The 19079-nt window shown below is 35.7% G+C and carries 24 protein-coding genes; 11 read left to right on the top strand and 13 right to left on the bottom strand.

Annotation, left to right across the window (positions count from 1 at the left end; all coding sequences use genetic code 11):
* Nucleotides 1-7: 7 nt before the first annotated feature.
* Entirely contained in the window at nt 8-1069 is a 1062-nt protein-coding gene (locus C6988_RS06700) for a hypothetical protein (protein ID WP_255464341.1), read from the top strand.
* Here C6988_RS06700 and C6988_RS06695 read toward each other — a convergent pair.
* The 4 genes from C6988_RS06695 to C6988_RS06680 form a co-directional block, all read right to left on the bottom strand.
* A complete protein-coding gene (locus C6988_RS06695; RefSeq protein ID WP_255464340.1) occupies nt 1062-1484 on the bottom strand; it encodes a hypothetical protein in 423 nt (140 codons plus the stop codon). The genes C6988_RS06700 and C6988_RS06695 overlap by 8 nt on opposite strands.
* Nucleotides 1485-1530: 46 nt before the next feature.
* On the bottom strand, nt 1531-3006 hold the full coding sequence (locus C6988_RS06690) for an FAD-binding oxidoreductase (protein ID WP_182134285.1): 1476 nt from the start codon (nt 3004-3006) through the stop codon (nt 1531-1533).
* 4 nt (nt 3007-3010) lie between these two features.
* Nucleotides 3011-4336 carry an HD domain-containing protein gene (locus C6988_RS06685; RefSeq protein ID WP_182134284.1) on the bottom strand — a complete coding sequence of 442 codons (1326 nt, stop codon included), beginning with the start codon at nt 4334-4336 and terminating at the stop codon, nt 3011-3013.
* A gap of 79 nt (nt 4337-4415) precedes the next feature.
* Entirely contained in the window at nt 4416-5045 is a 630-nt protein-coding gene (locus C6988_RS06680) for a hypothetical protein (RefSeq protein WP_255464339.1), read from the bottom strand.
* A gap of 116 nt (nt 5046-5161) precedes the next feature.
* Here C6988_RS06680 and C6988_RS06675 point away from each other — a divergent pair, with 116 nt between their 5' ends.
* Both C6988_RS06675 and C6988_RS06670 read left to right on the top strand, forming a co-directional pair.
* Nucleotides 5162-5386, top strand: coding sequence for a hypothetical protein (locus tag C6988_RS06675; protein ID WP_182134283.1), 225 nt, complete (start codon nt 5162-5164; stop codon nt 5384-5386).
* A 57-nt stretch (nt 5387-5443) separates the two neighbouring features.
* Nucleotides 5444-5839 carry a hypothetical protein gene (locus C6988_RS06670; RefSeq protein WP_182134282.1) on the top strand — a complete coding sequence of 132 codons (396 nt, stop codon included), beginning with the start codon at nt 5444-5446 and terminating at the stop codon, nt 5837-5839.
* Here C6988_RS06670 and C6988_RS06665 read toward each other — a convergent pair.
* The 3 genes from C6988_RS06665 to C6988_RS06655 all read right to left on the bottom strand — a co-directional run bounded on the left by C6988_RS06665 (nt 5836) and on the right by C6988_RS06655 (nt 7295).
* Complete coding sequence (locus tag C6988_RS06665; protein ID WP_255464329.1) at nt 5836-6381, bottom strand: DnaJ domain-containing protein; 546 nt, start codon at nt 6379-6381, stop codon at nt 5836-5838. The two genes, C6988_RS06670 and C6988_RS06665, sit on opposite strands and share 4 nt — an antisense overlap.
* Nucleotides 6382-6391: 10 nt before the next feature.
* Nucleotides 6392-6829, bottom strand: a complete 438-nt coding sequence (locus C6988_RS06660) for an Lrp/AsnC family transcriptional regulator (RefSeq protein WP_182134281.1) — start codon at nt 6827-6829, stop codon at nt 6392-6394.
* Nucleotides 6830-6908: 79 nt separating this feature from the next.
* The gene (locus tag C6988_RS06655; protein ID WP_255464328.1) at nt 6909-7295 is read right to left on the bottom strand and encodes a response regulator; all 387 of its coding nucleotides are present in this window, start codon (nt 7293-7295) and stop codon (nt 6909-6911) included.
* A gap of 69 nt (nt 7296-7364) precedes the next feature.
* Between C6988_RS06655 and C6988_RS06650 the strand changes: the two genes are divergently transcribed.
* Together C6988_RS06650 and C6988_RS06645 are read left to right on the top strand one after the other, a co-directional pair.
* On the top strand, nt 7365-7592 hold the full coding sequence (locus C6988_RS06650; RefSeq protein WP_182134279.1) for a tetratricopeptide repeat protein: 228 nt from the start codon (nt 7365-7367) through the stop codon (nt 7590-7592).
* Nucleotides 7593-7667: 75 nt separating this feature from the next.
* Nucleotides 7668-8147, top strand: coding sequence for a tetratricopeptide repeat protein (locus C6988_RS06645; RefSeq protein ID WP_182134278.1), 480 nt, complete (start codon nt 7668-7670; stop codon nt 8145-8147).
* On the opposite strand, the gene C6988_RS06640 is transcribed toward C6988_RS06645, so the two are convergent.
* Together C6988_RS06640 and C6988_RS06635 are read right to left on the bottom strand one after the other, a co-directional pair.
* Nucleotides 8134-8307 (bottom strand): hypothetical protein, encoded by a 174-nt coding sequence (locus tag C6988_RS06640; protein WP_182134277.1) that lies wholly within the window; start codon nt 8305-8307, stop codon nt 8134-8136. The genes C6988_RS06645 and C6988_RS06640 overlap by 14 nt on opposite strands.
* A gap of 405 nt (nt 8308-8712) precedes the next feature.
* Nucleotides 8713-9477, bottom strand: coding sequence for a class I SAM-dependent methyltransferase (locus C6988_RS06635; RefSeq protein WP_255464327.1), 765 nt, complete (start codon nt 9475-9477; stop codon nt 8713-8715).
* Between the two features lie 49 nt (nt 9478-9526).
* On the opposite strand from C6988_RS06635, the gene C6988_RS06630 reads away from it, so the two are divergent.
* The 3 genes from C6988_RS06630 (at nt 9527) to C6988_RS06625 (ending at nt 12491) form a co-directional block, all read left to right on the top strand.
* A complete protein-coding gene (locus C6988_RS06630; RefSeq protein ID WP_220463413.1) occupies nt 9527-10882 on the top strand; it encodes an MBL fold metallo-hydrolase in 1356 nt (451 codons plus the stop codon).
* Nucleotides 10883-11148: 266 nt separating this feature from the next.
* The gene (locus C6988_RS11190; protein WP_255464326.1) at nt 11149-11274 is read left to right on the top strand and encodes a hypothetical protein; all 126 of its coding nucleotides are present in this window, start codon (nt 11149-11151) and stop codon (nt 11272-11274) included.
* A 119-nt stretch (nt 11275-11393) separates the two neighbouring features.
* Nucleotides 11394-12491 (top strand): radical SAM protein, encoded by a 1098-nt coding sequence (locus C6988_RS06625; protein WP_182134275.1) that lies wholly within the window; start codon nt 11394-11396, stop codon nt 12489-12491.
* Here the strand turns inward: C6988_RS06625 and C6988_RS06620 are convergent.
* From C6988_RS06620 to C6988_RS06605, 4 genes are read right to left on the bottom strand one after another with little or no spacing between them, the layout of a single operon-like run.
* On the bottom strand, nt 12488-12796 hold the full coding sequence (locus C6988_RS06620; RefSeq protein WP_182134274.1) for an MTH1187 family thiamine-binding protein: 309 nt from the start codon (nt 12794-12796) through the stop codon (nt 12488-12490). The two genes, C6988_RS06625 and C6988_RS06620, sit on opposite strands and share 4 nt — an antisense overlap.
* Nucleotides 12797-12833: 37 nt before the next feature.
* The gene (locus C6988_RS06615; RefSeq protein WP_182134273.1) at nt 12834-13115 is read right to left on the bottom strand and encodes a hypothetical protein; all 282 of its coding nucleotides are present in this window, start codon (nt 13113-13115) and stop codon (nt 12834-12836) included.
* A gap of 42 nt (nt 13116-13157) precedes the next feature.
* Nucleotides 13158-13448 (bottom strand): hypothetical protein, encoded by a 291-nt coding sequence (locus C6988_RS06610; RefSeq protein ID WP_182134272.1) that lies wholly within the window; start codon nt 13446-13448, stop codon nt 13158-13160.
* Between the two features lie 26 nt (nt 13449-13474).
* The gene (locus C6988_RS06605) at nt 13475-14299 is read right to left on the bottom strand and encodes an MqnA/MqnD/SBP family protein (protein ID WP_182134271.1); all 825 of its coding nucleotides are present in this window, start codon (nt 14297-14299) and stop codon (nt 13475-13477) included.
* 277 nt (nt 14300-14576) lie between these two features.
* Between C6988_RS06605 and C6988_RS06600 the strand changes: the two genes are divergently transcribed.
* From C6988_RS06600 to C6988_RS06590, 3 genes are all read left to right on the top strand, one after another.
* On the top strand, nt 14577-15485 hold the full coding sequence (locus tag C6988_RS06600; RefSeq protein WP_182134270.1) for an SIS domain-containing protein: 909 nt from the start codon (nt 14577-14579) through the stop codon (nt 15483-15485).
* Between the two features lie 46 nt (nt 15486-15531).
* Nucleotides 15532-17724 carry an elongation factor EF-2 gene (locus tag C6988_RS06595; protein ID WP_182134269.1) on the top strand — a complete coding sequence of 731 codons (2193 nt, stop codon included), beginning with the start codon at nt 15532-15534 and terminating at the stop codon, nt 17722-17724.
* A gap of 148 nt (nt 17725-17872) precedes the next feature.
* Complete coding sequence (locus C6988_RS06590; RefSeq protein WP_182134268.1) at nt 17873-18931, top strand: baeRF10 domain-containing protein; 1059 nt, start codon at nt 17873-17875, stop codon at nt 18929-18931.
* Nucleotides 18932-19079: the final 148 nt, after the last annotated feature.

Below are 19079 nucleotides of genomic sequence, written 5' to 3'. Positions count from 1 at the left end.
TGGTAAATTGACTCTAAAACCTGCCCTCTCATTTAGACGAATCAAACTTGTTTTGTTTTTTGGTCTTGTTATGACTAGCTTTGGAATTTTGCTTGTTACGGTAGGTGGAAGCTGGGACATCACAAATCATCTTCTAAACAAACCTGAGACGTTTTTTTCTCCACCTCATGCCTTGCTATACATTGGAGTTGCAATAGCTCTGATAGGAACAATTGTTTCATTTTTTACTTGGCGGATTATATCTGATAAACAAAATTTCAAATCATCAATTTTGATCTCATTATTGGGGATGGCACTTTTAATTGGTGCAGGACCATTTGATTTTGTTTGGCATTCAAATTTTGGATTGGATGGTTTGCTGAGTCCTCCCCATCTGACACTAATATCTGGAATGCTTTTGACTGCAATCGGTTCGCTAGTTGGAATTTTTAAATTCATAAAAGAAAAAAATGATTCACGATTCAACTATCTGTCTGTACTAGCTGTTTTACCAATTTGGTTATCTGCATCAGGATTGTTTCATTCTGGTTCATTACCATTTTCAAATACTGAATTTTTTAATTTCAACCCCGATCCAACTTTTGCAGTACTCTTTGCTAGTGTTGCATTTCCATTTCTTGTATCTTTTTGTTTATTGTTGGGTTCTACCGTTTCAAAATATCAGTTTGGGGTCCTCTCAGTGACTGGTTTTTTGTTTTTACTAGTTAGCTCATTTACTGCAATTCTTCCAAACTCTGCCATACTTTTTACAATTCCCTTTTATTTTCTAAGCTTGATTCCAATTATTTCTGCAGATCTATTGTTACGATTTGCTAAGACTCACAAGCAATCTGTATTGTTTGTTGGTGGAATTTTGGGTGCTTCTTTTCTAGTGATTTATTTCCCATTAACTACTTTTACCTATAATGAAATTCTAACACAACAAACAGTTTGGCCAAGCTTAATTCCTCAAGTATACTTTCAAATGATTACGGATATTTTTTTGATTACTCTAATACCTGCAGTTGTAATGGGAATTGTTGGGATGACACTTGCAAAAAGAATCTGCAATAAAATTTTAGCTAGCTGACTGTAATCTTGATAGTCTTTCCTTCAGATAGTGCTTCTGGCTCAATAAAGCTCTTCCAGACAAAAATGTCTGCTGTATAGGTTCCAGGTAAATCTGGAGTCCAGGATCTTGCCTGGCTAAATGTTTGAGATGGCTGCAGCGTTCCTGTTGACCATCCTAGTGATACTATGATGTTATCCTCATTTCGAATCTGAACAATATACACAAAATCTTGTATCGTACCTTGCTTGTTTGTTACCTCTGAGGCAATCTGAACCTGTTGATTTACATTCACATTCTCAGAAACAGGAGAATTAAACGCATTAACCAGCCTTGGAAACTCAATTGGAACCCGCTCTAAGGGGTCTAATGCGTAGACTTGGGGAATTAGCATTATCCCAATAACACATATCATCATGGCCAGCGATCTTAGCACGTCCATTTCAAATGTTTTAGATACTAAAGCCTTTGCGTACAAATTTTTATTTAGTTATAGTCGAACTTTTCAATCCTGAATTGATTACTAGATATTCAGTCATTGGCTTTGATGTGATCTTTTTGCCTGGATTCAAAATATTATGTGGGTCAAACTCTTTTTTTAGAATTTTAAAGATGGTATAGTTTTGATTCCCATATTGTTCCCTTACAAATTCTGATCTTGCCAAGCCATCTCCATGCTCTCCTGTGATGCTTCCACTTGCATTGATGATTCTTTTGAAATAATGTTGCGCAATACTTCGAATTGTTTGCGCACTTTGATTTTTCATAATTAGTCTAACATGTAAATTTCCGTTTCCTGCATGGCCATAGATTATAGATCTGCATTTGTATTTTTTTTCTATCTGGTGTATCGTCTCTAAGATTACTCGTAGCTCCTTTACTGGAACAATTCCATCCTCGATTATGTGAAATGACTTTTCATTTTTTGATATCTTTTTGAGGCTATATGCCAAAGAAGAGTCCCTGTACTTCCACCATGTGTTGATTTCTTTGTCTTTTGTTATCTTTTTGAATACTTTACCGTGGATGTGCTGTGTTTTGAATTGATACCTGTTGTTTGAATCATACTCTAAAAATAGCATTGCACCAATATTCTTTGAAAACTTTTCTGGAATGCTTTCTATGGTGTTTTTATCTACGTATTCAAGGGCAACTGGATTGCTTTTTACAATGTAATGACAGTCATTTAATGCATCAAGTGCAGATTTGTATTCTAGCAAATACAAGATGCGTTTTTTTGGTTTATCGTAGATCTTTAATTTTGCAGAAAGAATTACCCCTAGTGTTCCTTCAGAGCCTGCAATAATCTTTGGGGTATCACCAAGATTCGTTATTCTATCTAATCTGTATCCACAGGAGTTTTTTGTAACTTTTGGAAATTTCTCTTTGTTTATCCTTTTGGCAAGGCTGAGAATTTTTTGTGTGGTTTGGCTTTTTCTTGGAAATTTGATAACTTTTCCTTCTCCATTTACTATGGTAATCTCTAAAAGATTATCAATTATTGCACCATACCTCAATGATTTGCTTCCACTGGAGTTATTTCCAATCATTCCTCCAATGGCACAGTAAGAACCAACCGAAGGATTTGGTCCAAAAATTTTTCCTTTACTTGATAGTGCTTTGTCTAAAATCCCCTTTTGTACGCCTGGCTCTAGAGTTACATAATTCTTTGAGAGTGAAAACTTGTGAAAATTTCTCATATCTAAGATGATGCCGCTTCCTAGTGCACTACCGACTAGACCTGTTCCCGCTCCTCTAGGTACTATTGGAATTTTATTTTTTACAGCAAACTTTACGACGTTAATGACATCCTTTCTGTCTTTAGGAATCACTACTACACGTGGGAAGACCTGATATGAACTAGAATCTACTGAATAAAATGCCAGTACTTCTTTTTGGGTAAAGATTTCCCCTTTGATAGTTTTTGAGAGTTTTAGCTTTAGTAATTTTGAATTCATTAATTTAGAGTTGAATCCTGTAATAGTCCCATCTTTCAGGATCAAATAATGCAACAAACTCTGCATTCTCGTGACTCTCGACACGTTTTCTAATTACATCTCGCAGTGCAAAGCTTGTTAGATACTTGAATTTTTTTGCATGAGCTTGCATTGTAAACAAGTGTCGTATCTCGCTCCCTCCTCGCAGTCCCCAATACCCCATCTTTAGTGCAATTGGCTCTAAGAATGCAGTATTGTTTAATCCGTAATTTTCATCTCTTATCTCGGGTCTGAGAGTATATCCTTCAAGTGGGCCTCCCTTTGCAAATCCGATTATTTCACCAGAACAATCTCCTTTTCGCAATGTGTTTAAAATTATTTCAGGATTTTTAATTGACTGTTCAAAGTTTTCTCGATCAAACTGCAGTGGCTTTGGAAGCTCAATGTAGATATCATAAAGGGTTTTGATAAATTCCTCATCATTTCTTGTGCTCATCTTTTCAATTACTGGCACAAGCTTTAGGTTATCATATATGTAATCGCCTTGAATTTGTATCTCTCTTTCTCTTAACTTAAAAAATGACAAAACATTATCCATAAAGTTTTTTCTCATGTGTTGAGGTAATGACTTTAGGACTCTTTGGGTAAGAATTGCTTCACCATTTAGCAGAGTTTCAAAGTATGAAACTGAACGTTGTGTGATAAGTGATGGATGCCAGCCAAGTGCATGTGCATTCTTTTTTGCCATATCCATTCCTTTTGCAAAGCCGCCAAGGGTGTATCCGCTGACTCTGTCTACAATTGATAAAAATTCTCCAAGCTGCATAAAGTGCTGTCTTGCCTGTTGATTGTTTCGTGTAATGTCCGAATTTTGAAAACATTCTTGGATTTTTTCTTCTGCATTTTTCTTAAGCTTACCCACCCAAGGAAATGTTGTTCTATGAATCAAAACTTTGATTATTTCAATATCTAATCCTGCAGAATTTAGTAACTCTCGTAATTTTCTATCAAGGCTGATAAATTTAATGACACTTTCTTCGTGTGGTTTGTCTACACTCTTTTGAGGATCAAAATCATGAAACAAAGCTGCAGCATAAAGATACTTCATATCTTCATCTTTTATCTCATTTAGTATGCTGTCCCATTTGGCAGCTAATAGTGTGACATATGTCACTTCTAATTCATGATCAATGTTATGATAACCGAAATAATCTGACCCGAGTCCTTGGGAATTAAACAAATCAATCGTATAGTCTAACATCTCAGTATAGCAATCAGAATCTAGACCGCATTCTGATGCCAAAGTTCTAATTTCATTTCTTAAAGCGTGGGGGACCGCGACCCTTTGCATCATAATCAAAACATGATTCTAGTTTTTAAAGTTGTATTAGGAGATGATTCTCTTGAGATGAATTGAAACAATGTTTCCATCAATGCTGAGAATTTTGAAAGGACACACCTGGCTTTGTTTTAAACGCAAAACGATATCCTATCAAGATTGCAATCAATTCTAGGTACTCTACAAATGCCACTGTGTAAAAGTGAAGAATCCAACCATCAAATGTGTCATTTAACACAGCAAACACTGCTGCAACCTGCGGGAATGCAAGAAATATTGCCATAAACAGGCCAATTATGCCATAAATCCATTCATGCGGCTGAATCTGCTCAGTCTGCTCAAGTAGTTCCTGTGGGTTTGAAAACTCTGCATGCTCTGTTTCTATAGAATTTTTGATATCAAGATATGTAGAATTTCCTTGTTCAATTGCAAAGATTGTCCCGCCCAATATTAGAAGAAAGAACACTGACTGTGCATAGACTAGCTTTCCCTTTTTACCATGCTGAATTTTGTCAATCTGTCTTTGAAATATCACTCCAAACTTTCCAAGTTTGTTCTTTCTGATGAGAACTATCATTATAACTGAAATAGCTGAAATGATCCCAAACGAGCCAAACCAATCATCTGAAACATATTCTACAAAAAGTAATCTAACTGGCAGTAAGACTCCCGTCATAACAGAAAATACAATTAATCCCTCTAGGAAATTCTGTTTGTCCAATAAGAAATTCTTTTTAAAAATGTGATTTGAGGTGTAGCTTTACCAGTATGAACAACAATTGTTTGTCTATTCATGACACACGAACGAACTAATTCTCTTTTGTTGATTCCTTCTTTATGAAAACAAAACAGGCTTTATCAATGAAGAAAAATACTCAAAATCTTTACAACGAGATACTATCTCTGCTTGACAAAGATGGTGTAACAAAAAAAGAGATCTTTGAGCAATTACAAGAAAAGCACAAAGTCGCCCCCTCTGAAATTCGAAATTCTATGAGACAAGTCAGAGCCGATTTTTTAAAGAAATTAAATGTCCTTCAATCAGGTGTGGTTAGAATCTAACCCTTTTTTCTTATTTTTGAGTAAGATTCAATACAATAGTTATTTTTTTTAAAAAACATGCAAGGTGAGAATATCTTGGAGTTAATCTCTGATAATGTCCCATCATTAGATTTTTCACTAAATATTGATGAGCAAAAATTCAATCTAAGGGATGTCTCTATAAAAAAATCAACAACTCCTGTCAATTCTCCTACTCTGCGAGGAGGAGTTTACTTTTCTGATAAAATAGCATACAAGATGAAAGCAACAGTTGATGATACCAGTATAGTCTCAAAATTATCAAAATTCATGCTAGGGCCTAATACTGATTATCATCCACTTGAAATCCTGACTAGCATATCTGAAGATGGTTCAAAAAAAGCAGTTTCAATCAAGGCGTATCTGACAAACTCCATGCAGAGCTCATCTCATGTTGAGCTAAATCTTATCGTTGTAAATTCCGAGTATTCCTAGCTTAGATACTTGTCGTACTGCTCTTTTTTGTCAGGATCTGATAATACCTCATAGGCCCTGTTTATCTCTGACATTTTATCTTCTGATGATTTGTCTTTTGTTTTATCAGGGTGCAATTCCTTTGCAAGCTGTCTAAACTTTGTCTTGATTTCAATTTGCGTTGCAGTCTTTGGTACCCCAAGGACCTCGTAAAAATTTGGAAGATTTGATTCTTCCAAATCCTTTCTAAAGTTGTCATCAAATTTCTTCTTTTTTGAAGTAAAGTCTTCATAGTCATCTGTCCAATCAGAATGATACTTTTCATAATCTCTATCTTTTTTAGAGTCTAGATTTTTCTTATCATACTCTAGCTTTTTTCTAAAGATAATCTCCCTTGTGATGTAGAGTATAATTCCAGTCACCACAATAATTGAAACTGAAAATAATATGATTAGCTCTGTCATGGTAAGGTCTGGCACATCATCTGTAGCGTTTGATTCCTGTGCATATGCTCCTTGAATAAACATCAAGTATGCAAATCCAACCAGTAGAAATTTCTTCATGATGGTTTACCTATGTTAATCTAAAGTCTTCTTTTACTGTATTGAGAACTACATGTGTAATTGTGTTTTCTACATTTGGAATTGATGATAAACTCTTCACAAATGAACTCAAATCACTTCTTCCCTTGAATTTTGCAATGATTAGCGTATCGGTGCTACCTGTAATATCATACACGGCACAAACATTCTCAATTCCGGATAGTTTTTCTTCTACTTGGACCAGTTTGTCTTTTTTTGCTACAACTTCAATAATTGCAGTCAGATGATATCCAAGCTGCTCATCATCTAGCCTTGCTGAATAACCTTTGATAATCTTCTGCTTTTCTAACTTCTTTATTCGAGATAATACTGTAACAGTTGACATTCCAAGCTTTAGTGATAGTTGCCTGGCTGATAATCGTGCATCTACTAACAGATTTCTGAGGATCTTCTCATCAATCTCATCCATGATGTATGTTGAGTACTCAAGTAAAAATACATTTAGTTTTTTTTAATTTTTTTGAATGAATGTAAATCAATACTGAGATTTATTCAGTAATTGTCTTTACCAGTTTTGTCAATGAGAATGGTTTTTGCAGAAATTGAACTCTGTCTTTAAAGGAATCAGAATTTTTTTCTGCTGTTAATCCATATGCTGATGCAAATACAATCTTTTGACTTGGTTTTGTCTTTAGAATCTCTTCAGCTGCCTGGGAACCCGTGACCTTTGGCATTGATTGATCTAAAATTACAACATCAAATGGATTTTTGTCTAATTGCTCAAACTCTTTTTTTCCAGCAGAACTCTTGTATGTGTCAATGCATTCCTGTCCATCTTTTGTGAGGACTACCCTATGACCATACTTTGATAGTATTCGCTCATATTGTAATGCAGTATACTGATTGTCTTCTGCAATGAGAATGTTCAGACTCATTATCATATCTCTATATCATTGGGAGTTTAACACACGTATGTTTAAAATAAACAGACAGGGATTCTCTGTATGGTTACTATTGGTGAGCTGGTCCAAAAAGGAAAATCTCACCTCCAAGATGGTGATTTTGAGAAGTCACTGGCTTTTTTTGATCAAGCTCTACTGCAAGACCAAACTAATCCTGATCTTTGGAATCTTAAAGGTGTCACTTTACGCAGTATGGGAAGATACGATGAGGCAGTCGAATGCTTTAACAAATCCCTCGAATTAGATCCTCGAGACAAACAAGCATCATAATTTTGCTTACTCTTAACCAAGGGTTAATGTATGTGATTTATCAAATGTTAATTGATTCTGTTGGGCAAAAGGGTTATGCAGCTATTAATGGAAGCATATGATTTGTGTGAGGATGGTAACTTTGATGAGGCCTTGAAAATTTATGACAAGGCACTAAATGAAGAGCCAGAGAACATTCAAGCATTAATCGATAAAGCAGTTACACTACAAACAATGCAAAGATACAAGAGTGCACTAAAGGTTTACCAATCTGCACTCAAAATAGATTCCAAAAATACTGATCTTCTAGTTAACCTTGGTTCTCTTTTACATACTATGAAAAAATATGATGAGGCAATCTCATACTATGATAAGGCAATTCGAATCGATAAAAAATCTGCAATGGCACTGGCATACAAAGGACTCTCACTAGGTGAGATGGGAAAACTCCAAGATGCAATATTGTACTTTAAGAAAGCACTGGCAATTGACAAAGACTATGATCTGCCAAATATCAGTGCAGAAATAGCAAAAGACTTGCTAAAATCAATAAAGAAAGAATCTAAAAAACAGTAACATCGCCTGGTGCTGGCTCACGTTTTTGAGTCTTTTCATGAAACTCAAAGAATTCCTTATGTGCTGATTTTTGGTGTTTTTGCATCTCTTCGATGTTTTTGAATTTTTCATGACACAGGTAACATTTTGGATCTGCTTCATCAACTAGAGGAAGTACCATGATACTGTGTATCCTCTCTCAAGTTATATGTATTAGTCAAATTCTGTCTGTATTTCGCCTTTGAATTCAATCTATTTGGTCTACTTGGCCTATTCGTGGTCTACTAGGAAAAACCAAAGTCTTTTTGATCTACTAAGTATACTGGAATCTATGAGAACAGTTTCAACTAAACTGGATAGTCAACTGCATAATAGATTCATTGAGATTTGTAATGAGGATGGAGAATGTCAATCTGAAATGCTTAGAGATGTGATAGACACGATGTGTGATGATTTAGAAGGACACAAATCTAATAATTCATGAAGCAGAATCATCAAAATTAAGAGAACCTAAAGTTGAGATAATTTATGATTAAACTGGAAGTTTGCCAATCTATTCACAGTCAAGTTTTAGAAAGAGGATTTGTTACTCTAAAACAGCATATGATACCTTAGTATCAAATGGAAATCTTTGTAATCGTAAATTCTGAATTCCAACAGTGTTGAGAAGAGCTGTTGTTTCTCCTGGCCAGACTTTGTCATTAATCTCATCAAATACAATGACAGAACCTTTTGGCATACGAGGTACAAAATTTTCTAGACAAACTTTTGTTGGTTCATAAAGATCTGCATCAAGATATAACAAACTAACTACTGTTTGAGGATTTTCTTTTAAATATTTTGGAACCGTTTCAAGAATATCTCCTTTAATAAGATCTATTTTTGGAACGTGGTTTAGAAACCTATTTTCGTCATAAAGTTTAGCACATTCTATTAAATCTTCATAAGAATTAATCGCCAATTCTCCTTTTTTTGCATATTCTTTGTTATCATGTATAGATGCTTCATCAGGGAATCCTTCAAATGTATCAAATCCTATGATTTTTCTTTCATGATTCAGATGTTCAAATATTGAACTCAAATGCGCAAAAGACATCAAGCCAGCACCATGAAGAACACCACATTCTACAATTGAACCCGAAACGTTTAGAATTTTTTTAAAAATCTCATATTTTACTAAGAATCGGGTCAAGTCTTGACGTGGAACATATTTGGTAAAATTTTTGAATTTTTCAACAATGTTGCTAGGACTTGAATTTATATATTTTTCAAGTTTTTGATAATAATCTAATTCTACAGGATTTGGGTTTTTTGAATTTGCCATAGTAGAATAAGATTCTATTTTTTCCAACTTGCTAGTCCTCCACACTTTAATATATTAAATTTCTTCTTAATGAGTGATGTTTACTTTCAAAAATTATTCTAATGCATTTAGTACTATTAAGACAGACAAATTTCTTTTTGTTTTAGATCCATGGACTTCAAAGGGAATTTTTGACGGGGGCTGGGCGCCTTATCCTCCGTTAAAAACTTCATTAGATTTTCTTGAAAACGTTACCCATTGTTTTCCAAGTCATATTCACACCGATCATTTTGATATGGGAACTATTTCTCGTTTTCCCAAATCCACTAAAATGATCGTCCCTGAAGTTTATCCAAATCACATTATGATTTCAAAAATTGAAAAAGCAGGATTTACAAATATTACAATTTTAAAAAGAAATCAGCGTATTGAAATTGAGAAAGGAATTTTTGCAGAAGTTGTGCCTCCTTTGAACACTTCTGGATTAGAATTCAGTCATATTAAACCTCGAGATATTTCACGATTAGCTATAGATACAGGAATTATTTTGGAAATTGAAGATATAAAATTAGTACTTCTTGCAGACAATACTCCGTATAATCCACACCATATAAAGCCATTATTGGAAAAAATGAAAGGGTGTGATTTGCTAGGATTCAATTATAATGGAGCAGCTTCCGATTATCCTCTTTGCTACAATATGACAACAGAAGAAAAAAATAAATTCAGAGATTCTAGTGAGATGAAACGAGAGGAATCTATTCTTAAATTCATCAAGATTGTTTCTCCAAAAAATCTAATGCCATATTCTTCTGAATTTGTAGTTATGGGTCCTAAATCTTTAGAGTTTGCAAAACATCATTTAAACGGTCATTGGATAGACAAAAAAGAAGTTGCTGAACGATATCAAAAAAATACAGGTATTCCTACCTGGTATCTTTATGAAGATGATGCAATTAAATTTGAAAATGGTAAGATGATGGTGAATATAAATACAAAAGAGATTCCATCGCTTCTTGAAATTGCTAAAAAATATTACTCTCCAGAATCTGAAATTAGTAAACTGTCAAAAGGGAATTTAGAGTATGTTAAAAAAATATTTCCAAAAGCAGTAAAAAATATGTTTGAAAAATGTGATCTTTATAATCTCAAACCTTTCTCTAGGTTTGTTATTGAATTTTCTGATAATCCTCCCAACAATTTTGTCATCGATTTCAAAAGCAGAGAAATTAGTTATAATGAAAACATACAAGATAACTATCTCAAATGTGTGACTCCGATGAAATATTTTGAAAAAATGCTCACTAGAGAAACTAGCTGGAATAGTGGTTACTTATCATTTCAATTAAATTGGGAACGAAAACCAGATGTATTTGACAATGATTTCTTTATGGCATTAAATTTTTTAACTTTATCACGTGATGATTTATCAAATAAAGAAATTCTAACTTAAGCCTAAACAATATCAAATCATGTCAAACACAGGTTTATGCTTTCTATATATTGTAAGATCATTACTTACTGGCTGAGAATGATCTTGATTAATCTCAATAATACGTCATGCATCCTTGAATAGTACAAAGCATTAATTGTCTTCTAGGGTTTTCTGATTAAAACTAGTAGGTCATCATACAATCCAATCTGATTTTCAATTAACCCAGACTCAATGATTCATCGATTGATCAAGATTTAGGATTATTTGCAATATCATAAGACACCTTGAGGAAAATTACTCTAAAAATAAAGACTAGAGACTATCTTGACTTTCTTAGGGCAAGTAACGAGTCTGGAAAACTCACCGCAGAGGACCTACCGATTTACAACCCTGATAGAATAATTCGATAGGTGATGAGGCCTGTTCTATCGAGTCAAGATTGATTTTCACGATACATCATAGGTTCAAAGGTAAAAAAAGTACACGATTGTTCAATTAGTTATATATTTGCAGATTCGGTGAGGTGATTATGTTAGAGCAACTAATCGGTCAATCAAAGGCACTTGAGAAGGCAATCGCTGGAGAGGAATTATCCTTTGATGATGGAATGGAGCTGCTAAATTATGATAATCTGCATATGCTTGGCGCAGTAGCAGACATCACAAGAAAGAAACTAGTTGGCGATACTGTGACCTTTGCAGCATCATACTACATGAATTACACAAACGTTTGTGCTGCAAGCTGTCAGATGTGTGCCTTTTATCGTAAAGGTGACGAAGAAGATGCATACACTCTGACTCCTGAGCAAATTGAGCAAAGAGTTGGAATTGCCAAAAACATGGGTGCTACTGAAGTTCACATTGTTGGAGGATTTCATCCAAAATTACCACTTGACTATTACGAAGACATGATGAGAATTATCAAAAAGAATCACCCTGATTTGAACATCAAGGCATTTACTGCTGCAGAAATTTTCTATCTCTCAAAACTAACAAAAATTTCTACTAAAGAAATACTATCTAGACTAAAAGATGCAGGTCTTGACTCTATGCCTGGTGGAGGAGCAGAACTATTTCATCCTGATATCAGACAAAAGATTGTTCGTGGAAAATGCAGTGGACAAGAATGGCTAAACACCATCGAAGAAGCACATAATCTTGGGATTCAGAGCAACGTTACAATGCTGTATGGTCACATTGAAAAACCAGAACACATCGTTGATCATCTAATAAAAATTCGTGAACTGCAAAAAAAGACAAATGGATTTCTGACATTAATTCCGTTAAAGTTTAGTCTTGATAATACTGAGCTAGAACAAGAGAACCTTGTTACTCATGAATCATCATCAATCTATGATCTCAAAGTTATTGCATTGTCTAGACTGATGCTTGCAGGTGTGTTAAACAACATATCTGTATACTGGGTTGCCTTTGGCAAAAAGCTAGCTCAAGTTGCACTATCAAATGGTGGAAGTGACTTGGTTGGCACTGCATTCTCTGAGGAGATTTACCGTGCAGCAGGAAAACCTACTGATTCCTCAGTGCTAGAGCTTGCAAACATGGTAAAAGAGATTGGACGCGTTCCAGCTCAGAGAAACACTCACTTTAAAGTTCTAAAAAAATTCTAGTGGCCTAACTGCTTTTTTATTGATTCCATCTTTTCTTCTAGCTTTTGGTTCTTATCCATCCTTGAGTCTACCTTGATGATTACTTCTACTCGATGCACTCCTAGATTGTGAATTACTTCCATCATCATCTTTGCAGCATCATAAATTTTATCAATACTGGTTGATTCAAGAATTGTCCCCATGGGGTTTACCTCGTATCGTACTCCCTCGTAGTCTTTAATCACCTCGATTGCCTTTGCGATGTAAAAGCTTGCACTAGTTGTGTTGGTGCCAATCGGATACAGACTAATTTCTGCATGAATCAATGAGTCTAATTACTCTGTGTACGATTAAAATCTTTGATTACTGTGCTGGCTTTTTTTCTGTCTTTTTAGCACTGCCTGGTCTCTTTCTTCTTGCACCAAAGCTAATCAGTACCAATAGAAAGCCTACGCCAATTAAAATTCCTGCCAGAGTAGTAAAGTCTTGATTCTCTCTTTGTTTTAGTATTAGATCAATTGCCTCCTCGTCTGTCATTCCAGAAACTCCAACTGGCATTGATTCATTTAGATAAAGAATGAGAATGGTTCCAACAATAATCATTGCAATTCCTCCAAGCAGAATTTTTCTATCGATTAGAACCATTTGTAATAATACTTGGCATTTTACCGTATTTAGAGTATTTTCCTAGAATCCTTCTGGTGGTCTTTGAACAAATATGTTACAAACCAATCTGTCTGTCTTTTTGTCTCTGTACATTACATTACATGTGACAAACTTTCCTTTCAGTGCCCGCTCTAGATCTTCTTTTGTCTTTTCTTGGTACTGTGGCTCATCTGGATTATCGATCTTTGATATCTGGATTCTTTCTAACACGTCATACTGTTCCTTGTTGTCCTTGCGAAAGTGTGTCACTGACATTTCAAATACATCACCTGAGAGACAATTTATCACAGGACCGCCGATTCCATCACCCATGATTAATCTTGTAAATTGTAGTATAATTATGGAGCTATTTTTAGCTCAAAGTCTGGCACAAGATTATTTTCTTTTGCCATCTCAAAAAACATTCTAATTGATTTTTCCCCTGAATCCCCCATGTTTACAGTTACATCATTTACGTACATCTTTACAAATTTCTCAATCAAATCCTTTGATTTTCCTCTGCTATACTGCATGGCATACTCCATTGCATCATCAAGATTCTTCAATCCATATTCTATGGAATCCTGGAGATATCTATCAAACTTTGAGATCAAATCAGTACCTAGCGATGTCTTCATTACGTTGATTCCCAATGGAACTGGCAATCCATTTGTGGTATCATTCCACCACTCCCCTACATCAAAGAGCTTTTTGTTTCCCTCTTGCTCATAGGACAGCTGAGTCTCATGAATGACTAGCCCTGCATCTACCTTTCCATCACTGACTGCCTTTGGAATGTCACTAAAATTCATCTCGACATACTCAAACTTGCCAATCATTAGCTGTAGAAGCAAAAATGCCGAAGTCATCTTTCCAGGAATGGCAATCTTTGAATCTTTTAGCTCATCGAGTGTCATTGATTTTTTTGCAGTAACAATTGGCCCATATCCTATTCCAAAACTTCCTCCACTTCGTAGGATAGTATACCCTGGAATGTAGGCGCATGCATGAACCGAGACTGCAGTTACATCTAGAACTGGATTGACCGCCTTTCTGTTTAGCTTTTCAATATCTTCAATGACGTGCTTTACAGTAAAGTCTGATGATTGAACCTTTCCTGTAAACATTCCATAAAACATGAATGCATCATCAGAATCAGGAGTATGTCCTACTGAAATTTCCACAGTCTAGCTCAAAAACTTGGATATAAAAATCAAAGTCACAAAGAATCTGTGTTCTTTTTTGAACATACTAGTTTACTTATGATTTTACTTGTTTGATTTCTCCATGGTAATTACAACCCATATGGCTGACAAAATCAGAGAAGCATCAAAGAGACTACCTCATCTAAACACAAAAGAACTCAACAAAATATCCGATCATCTAGAAAAATCTCATCTAGAATTAATAGAAAACTAGAGAACACTCAAAATAATAATTGGGGTACAATACAACATTTTAGTGCAAACTATAGAGGCATTTGAAAAAGACGTCAATCTTCAGGTAGAATGTTTGGGAAAATTCAAGCCAAGTGGTATCATTCCAAGAAACAAGCAATCAAAAACTATCTTTTGTGGCAGTGGTGATTCACTTGCTGCATCTATGCTTGCAGAGGCATTCTCTGAGTTTCGTGTGCGTGCAATGGACCCACTAGACCTGCTAAAGAATCCCAGCATACCAAAACAAAACGATGTTTGTGTAGTGTCGATATCTGGCAGAACAATATCTAATATCAAGGCAGCAAAGCTTGCAAAACATTCCATTGGGATTACTGCAAATCCTCAGAATAAGCTTGGAAAGACAGTTTCAAGAGTCATTTCATTAAAATTTCCAAACAATGATGTCTTTACTGCAGGAAGTATCAGCTATTTAGAATCTGCACTAACATGCATCTCTTTGGTGAATAATTTTAAGATAAAAAACCCTGCAAAAATATTTCAGAACGCAAAAAGACAGGCACAAAGGATTAGTCTTGGAAAGAGAGTTTTCTTTTTAGGAAATCTGATTACATATCCGTCTGCAATGTATGCTGCTGCAAAACTCTATGAAATATTGGGAAAAGAGGCATACTATGAAAGAATTGAACAGTTCTCACATATGGAGTTATTTTCCTGCAAGCCCGGCGATACCGTTGTAATCTTTGAGAAAAAAAATCCCCACAATTCTAATCTTGCAAGACAACTCAAAAAAGTTGGGCTAGATGTCATCCATCCTGATCCGTTGTATGGTGATAAAATTTCACAATTTCTTTTTTACACCTTTTTTTCACAACTTGTTCCATTAAACTTGGCAAAGAGAAATGGCCAAAAAGATTGTCATTTCGTTACATCAAAAAAACTACGAAATGCAAGTGATAAGATGATCTACTGATATTTCTTCATAAGATTTAATACCTCAAGACCAAGGATTTGCGAATATGGCAAAGTACAAGTCAACTGAGCAGGTCTTAAAGATCATCAAAAACAAGGAGCAGATCCGAAACTTTGGTGTCATTGCTCACGTAGACCATGGAAAGACAACAATGAGTGATAGCCTTTTAGCTCACTCTGGAATTATTGCCCCCTCTGCAGCCGGAACTGCACTTGCAATGGACTTTGATAAAGAAGAACAAGAGAGAGGAATTACAATTTACCAAGCAAATGTAACATTACACTATACCCACAAAGGAACAGAATACGTCATTAACATGATTGATACTCCAGGCCACGTAGACTTTAGCGGTAGAGTGGTTAGAAGCCTTCGAGCAATTGATGGTGCAGTAGTAGTATGTGATGCAGTAGAGGGAATCATGACTCAAACTGAGACAGTAACTAGAATGGCACTTGAGGAGCGAGTAAAGCCAGTTTTGTTTATCAACAAAGTAGATAGACTCATCAAAGAACTCAGATTAACTCCTGAAAAGATGCAAGAGACTCTTGCAAATGTAGTATCTAACTTTAATGACCTAATTGACACCTATGCAGAACCTGACTACAAAGACAAGTGGAAGGTAAAGATTCAGGAGGCTAGTGTAACATTTGGATCTGCAAAAGACAAGTGGGCAATCAACGTTGATGTAATGAAAGAAAAAGGAATCACATTCAAAGATGTAATTGATGCTTATCAGAATGGCAAAGTAGATGAATTAGTAGCAAAGGCACCACTAGCTGAAGCAGTACTTGGAATGGTTGTAAAACATCATCCCCCACCACATGAAGCACAAAGATACAGAATTCCAAAAATTTGGAAGGGTGATCTAGATTCTGATATTGGAAAGGCCTTGCTTGCATGCAAAGATGATGGTCCAACCATCATGATGGTAGTAAACATGGTACTTGACAAGGCAGCAGGACCTGTGGCAGTCGGTAGACTGTTTTCTGGAACAATAAAGGATGGTCAAACAATTAACATTATTGATGCAAAACGTGAAGGAAGAATTCAATCAGTAAACTTTTTCATGGGAAACCAAAGGGAACAAGTAGGTGAGCTAGGCGCAGGAAACATTCCCGCATTAATGGGGCTAATTGAAGCTCGTTCTGGTAATACAATATCATCTGTTAGCGGAATCAAAATGTTTGAAGGTGTAAGCTATGTTTCTGAACCAGTAGTTCAGGTTGCAGTTGAGCCAAAGCATCCAAAGGACTTGCCAAAACTTGTTGAGGTGTTACGTCAACTAACCATTGAGGATCCAAACCTTGTAGTAAAAATTGATGAAGAAAGCGGTGAGACTATCATTGCTGGAATGGGTGTGCTACACCTTGATGTTGCAACTCACCGTATTCAAGATACTAAGATTGAAATTATTACATCAGAACCCTTGATCAACTATAGAGAGACAGTCAAGGGCGCATGTGAGCCTATCATGTCAAAATCACCAAACAGACACAACAAGATTTTCATGAAGGTTGAACCACTCGAGCCAAAAATTGGCGACATGTTGCGTTCTGGCCAAATCGGTGAGATGAAAGACAAAAAGGAGATGGCAGACTTGCTCAAAGCCCAAGGATGGGATACTGATACTATCAAGAGAATTATGAAATTAGATTCACGTGGAAATGTTATGATTAATGGAACAAAAGGTGTCCAGTTTGTTGGAGAGTCAACTGACTCTATAAACTCTGGATTTGAAGAAGTAATGAAAGAAGGCCCACTCTGTAAAGAGCAGATGAGGGACTGTAAATTCACATTTACTCACTTTGTTCCACACGAGGATACTGCACACAGAGGTCTATCACAATTAGGACCTGCTTCACGTCGTGCATGCATGGGTGCACTACTCACTGCTGGTACCTCACTATTGGAGCCAATTTTAGCTATAGAAGTTAGAGTGCCAACTGACATGGTTGGAAACGTAGCAACTGTCCTTTCTGGAAAGAGGGGTAAAGTACTTGACATGTCACAAAAAGGTGCACTAAGTATCGTAGTAGGTGAGATTCCAGCATCAGAGACCTTTACACTATCTGAAGAGATGAGGGGACAGACTGCTGGGAAAGCAATGTGGAACTCTCACTTTAAGATGTGGGCAGAAGTTCCAAAGTCTAGATTATCTGAAGCAATAGTTGAGATTCGAAAGAGAAAGGGATTGGCACCAGATGCTCCAACTGTTGATGAGTTTATCGATAAAGAGTAAAAATAGAACGCCCCCTTACACACGGAAAATTCCTATAACTTGCGTTATGATGCGGGTTTGTTTGTTGGGGATGTTTATAACGAAAATTTTTAGAAAATCAGATATTTCCTAAAGATGATTAAAATAAACTTAATCTAGTAACATACTTGTGAAAAAAACTCCTGAGCACTCCATTATTGAGCCCTCTGAGTGGCTGTCACTAAACCAGTTTATTCATGACTTAAAGCACGTTGATTCTCAGTGTATCTCAGTTTACTATCCATACGGAAAGGGCAAAGAGACAATTTCACTATTACAAAAGACACACAGAAACAAACAGCTTGAAAAAGTAGAGTTAGAGATTGAAAAGAGAATCACTCATCTCAAAAGAAACCCAACCTCTGTAGGTAAATTCACAAAGACTTTGTGCATATTTGGATGGATAAAAAACGGCAAAGTAATCACAAAAGAGATTGGCATCTCAAAGAAACTTCCATTCATCTACATGGCAAGTAAAAAGCCATACATCAAGCCATTTCGAGATATTCTAAAGGCAAACTATAACGTAATTCTTGTAACTCTTGATCAAAAGTCAGCTAAAATACAAAAGATTCATGGGGATAAGATAGTCCAAGAGGCCAGTCTTGGAATTGATTTGCGAGGAAGACACAGAAAGGGAGGCCAGAGTCAGGGGAGATTCCAAAGGGCAAGAAAAATGAAAATTCATGTATTTTTCAAAAAGGTTGCTGACAAGCTAAGAACGATGGATTCAGATTCTGAATTAATACTTGTAGGCGGCACAGGCTCTGCAAAAGACAACTTTCTTGGCATGATTGATTCAAGACTACAAGAAAAATGTAGGATGGTAGATGAACTGTCATTTTCGACATCACAAAAAGATGTTCATAGAAAAATAATTTCCAATCTATACCAGCACAGAAGAAAACATGTAGCAAGAATTATTTCCAAGTATGATGAGCTAGTCAAAGAAGGATTAACTGCAAAGAAAAATGATGTGATCTACAAGGCACTCCAAAATGCCAGCGTGGATACTCTAATTGTTTCTGCAGAGTATCATACAGATTCCCAATTCAATAAAATAATGAAAATGCTAGAGATGGCAAAAACGACATCGGCCAAAATAGAGTTTGTATCGTCTCCAAAAATACTAGAGAGGCTAAAAATCAATGATTCGGTTTTGGCAATACTTCGTTACCGTACAAGATGATGCCTTAACTAGAGATTTTCCTTTGAAAATATTCAAAATGAATGATTTTTTTAAAAATTTGTTTGCTATTTGAAGAATAGGCCTTTTATTTCATTTTTACCTAAGGTATCCTGATAACTTCTAGCTTAGTGGTCTCGGCATGAAGGTA

It is taken from the genome of Nitrosopumilus sp. b1, from assembly GCF_014078545.1.
Classification (GTDB): Archaea; Thermoproteota; Nitrososphaeria; order Nitrososphaerales; family Nitrosopumilaceae; genus PXYB01.
The sequence above is the reverse complement of the archived record's forward strand: the minus strand, read 5'-3'. Positions and strand labels throughout refer to the sequence as shown.

What these genes read in the sequence shown, in the direction of transcription:
- C6988_RS06690 (WP_182134285.1), bottom strand. Translation starts at nt 3,006, where the DNA reads ATGAATTCAAAATTACTAAAGCTAAAACTCTCAAAAACTATCAAAGGG.
- C6988_RS06685 (WP_182134284.1), bottom strand. Translation starts at nt 4,336, where the DNA reads ATGCAAAGGGTCGCGGTCCCCCACGCTTTAAGAAATGAAATTAGAACT.
- C6988_RS06675 (WP_182134283.1), top strand. Translation starts at nt 5,162, where the DNA reads ATGAAAACAAAACAGGCTTTATCAATGAAGAAAAATACTCAAAATCTT.
- C6988_RS06670 (WP_182134282.1), top strand. Translation starts at nt 5,444, where the DNA reads ATGCAAGGTGAGAATATCTTGGAGTTAATCTCTGATAATGTCCCATCA.
- C6988_RS06665 (WP_255464329.1), bottom strand. Translation starts at nt 6,381, where the DNA reads ATGAAGAAATTTCTACTGGTTGGATTTGCATACTTGATGTTTATTCAA.
- C6988_RS06660 (WP_182134281.1), bottom strand. Translation starts at nt 6,829, where the DNA reads ATGGATGAGATTGATGAGAAGATCCTCAGAAATCTGTTAGTAGATGCA.
- C6988_RS06655 (WP_255464328.1), bottom strand. Translation starts at nt 7,295, where the DNA reads ATGAGTCTGAACATTCTCATTGCAGAAGACAATCAGTATACTGCATTA.
- C6988_RS06650 (WP_182134279.1), top strand. Translation starts at nt 7,365, where the DNA reads ATGGTTACTATTGGTGAGCTGGTCCAAAAAGGAAAATCTCACCTCCAA.
- C6988_RS06645 (WP_182134278.1), top strand. Translation starts at nt 7,668, where the DNA reads ATGCAGCTATTAATGGAAGCATATGATTTGTGTGAGGATGGTAACTTT.
- C6988_RS06640 (WP_182134277.1), bottom strand. Translation starts at nt 8,307, where the DNA reads ATGGTACTTCCTCTAGTTGATGAAGCAGATCCAAAATGTTACCTGTGT.
- C6988_RS06630 (WP_220463413.1), top strand. Translation starts at nt 9,527, where the DNA reads ATGTTTACTTTCAAAAATTATTCTAATGCATTTAGTACTATTAAGACA.
- C6988_RS06625 (WP_182134275.1), top strand. Translation starts at nt 11,394, where the DNA reads ATGTTAGAGCAACTAATCGGTCAATCAAAGGCACTTGAGAAGGCAATC.
- C6988_RS06615 (WP_182134273.1), bottom strand. Translation starts at nt 13,115, where the DNA reads ATGGTTCTAATCGATAGAAAAATTCTGCTTGGAGGAATTGCAATGATT.
- C6988_RS06610 (WP_182134272.1), bottom strand. Translation starts at nt 13,448, where the DNA reads ATGGGTGATGGAATCGGCGGTCCTGTGATAAATTGTCTCTCAGGTGAT.
- C6988_RS06595 (WP_182134269.1), top strand. Translation starts at nt 15,532, where the DNA reads ATGGCAAAGTACAAGTCAACTGAGCAGGTCTTAAAGATCATCAAAAAC.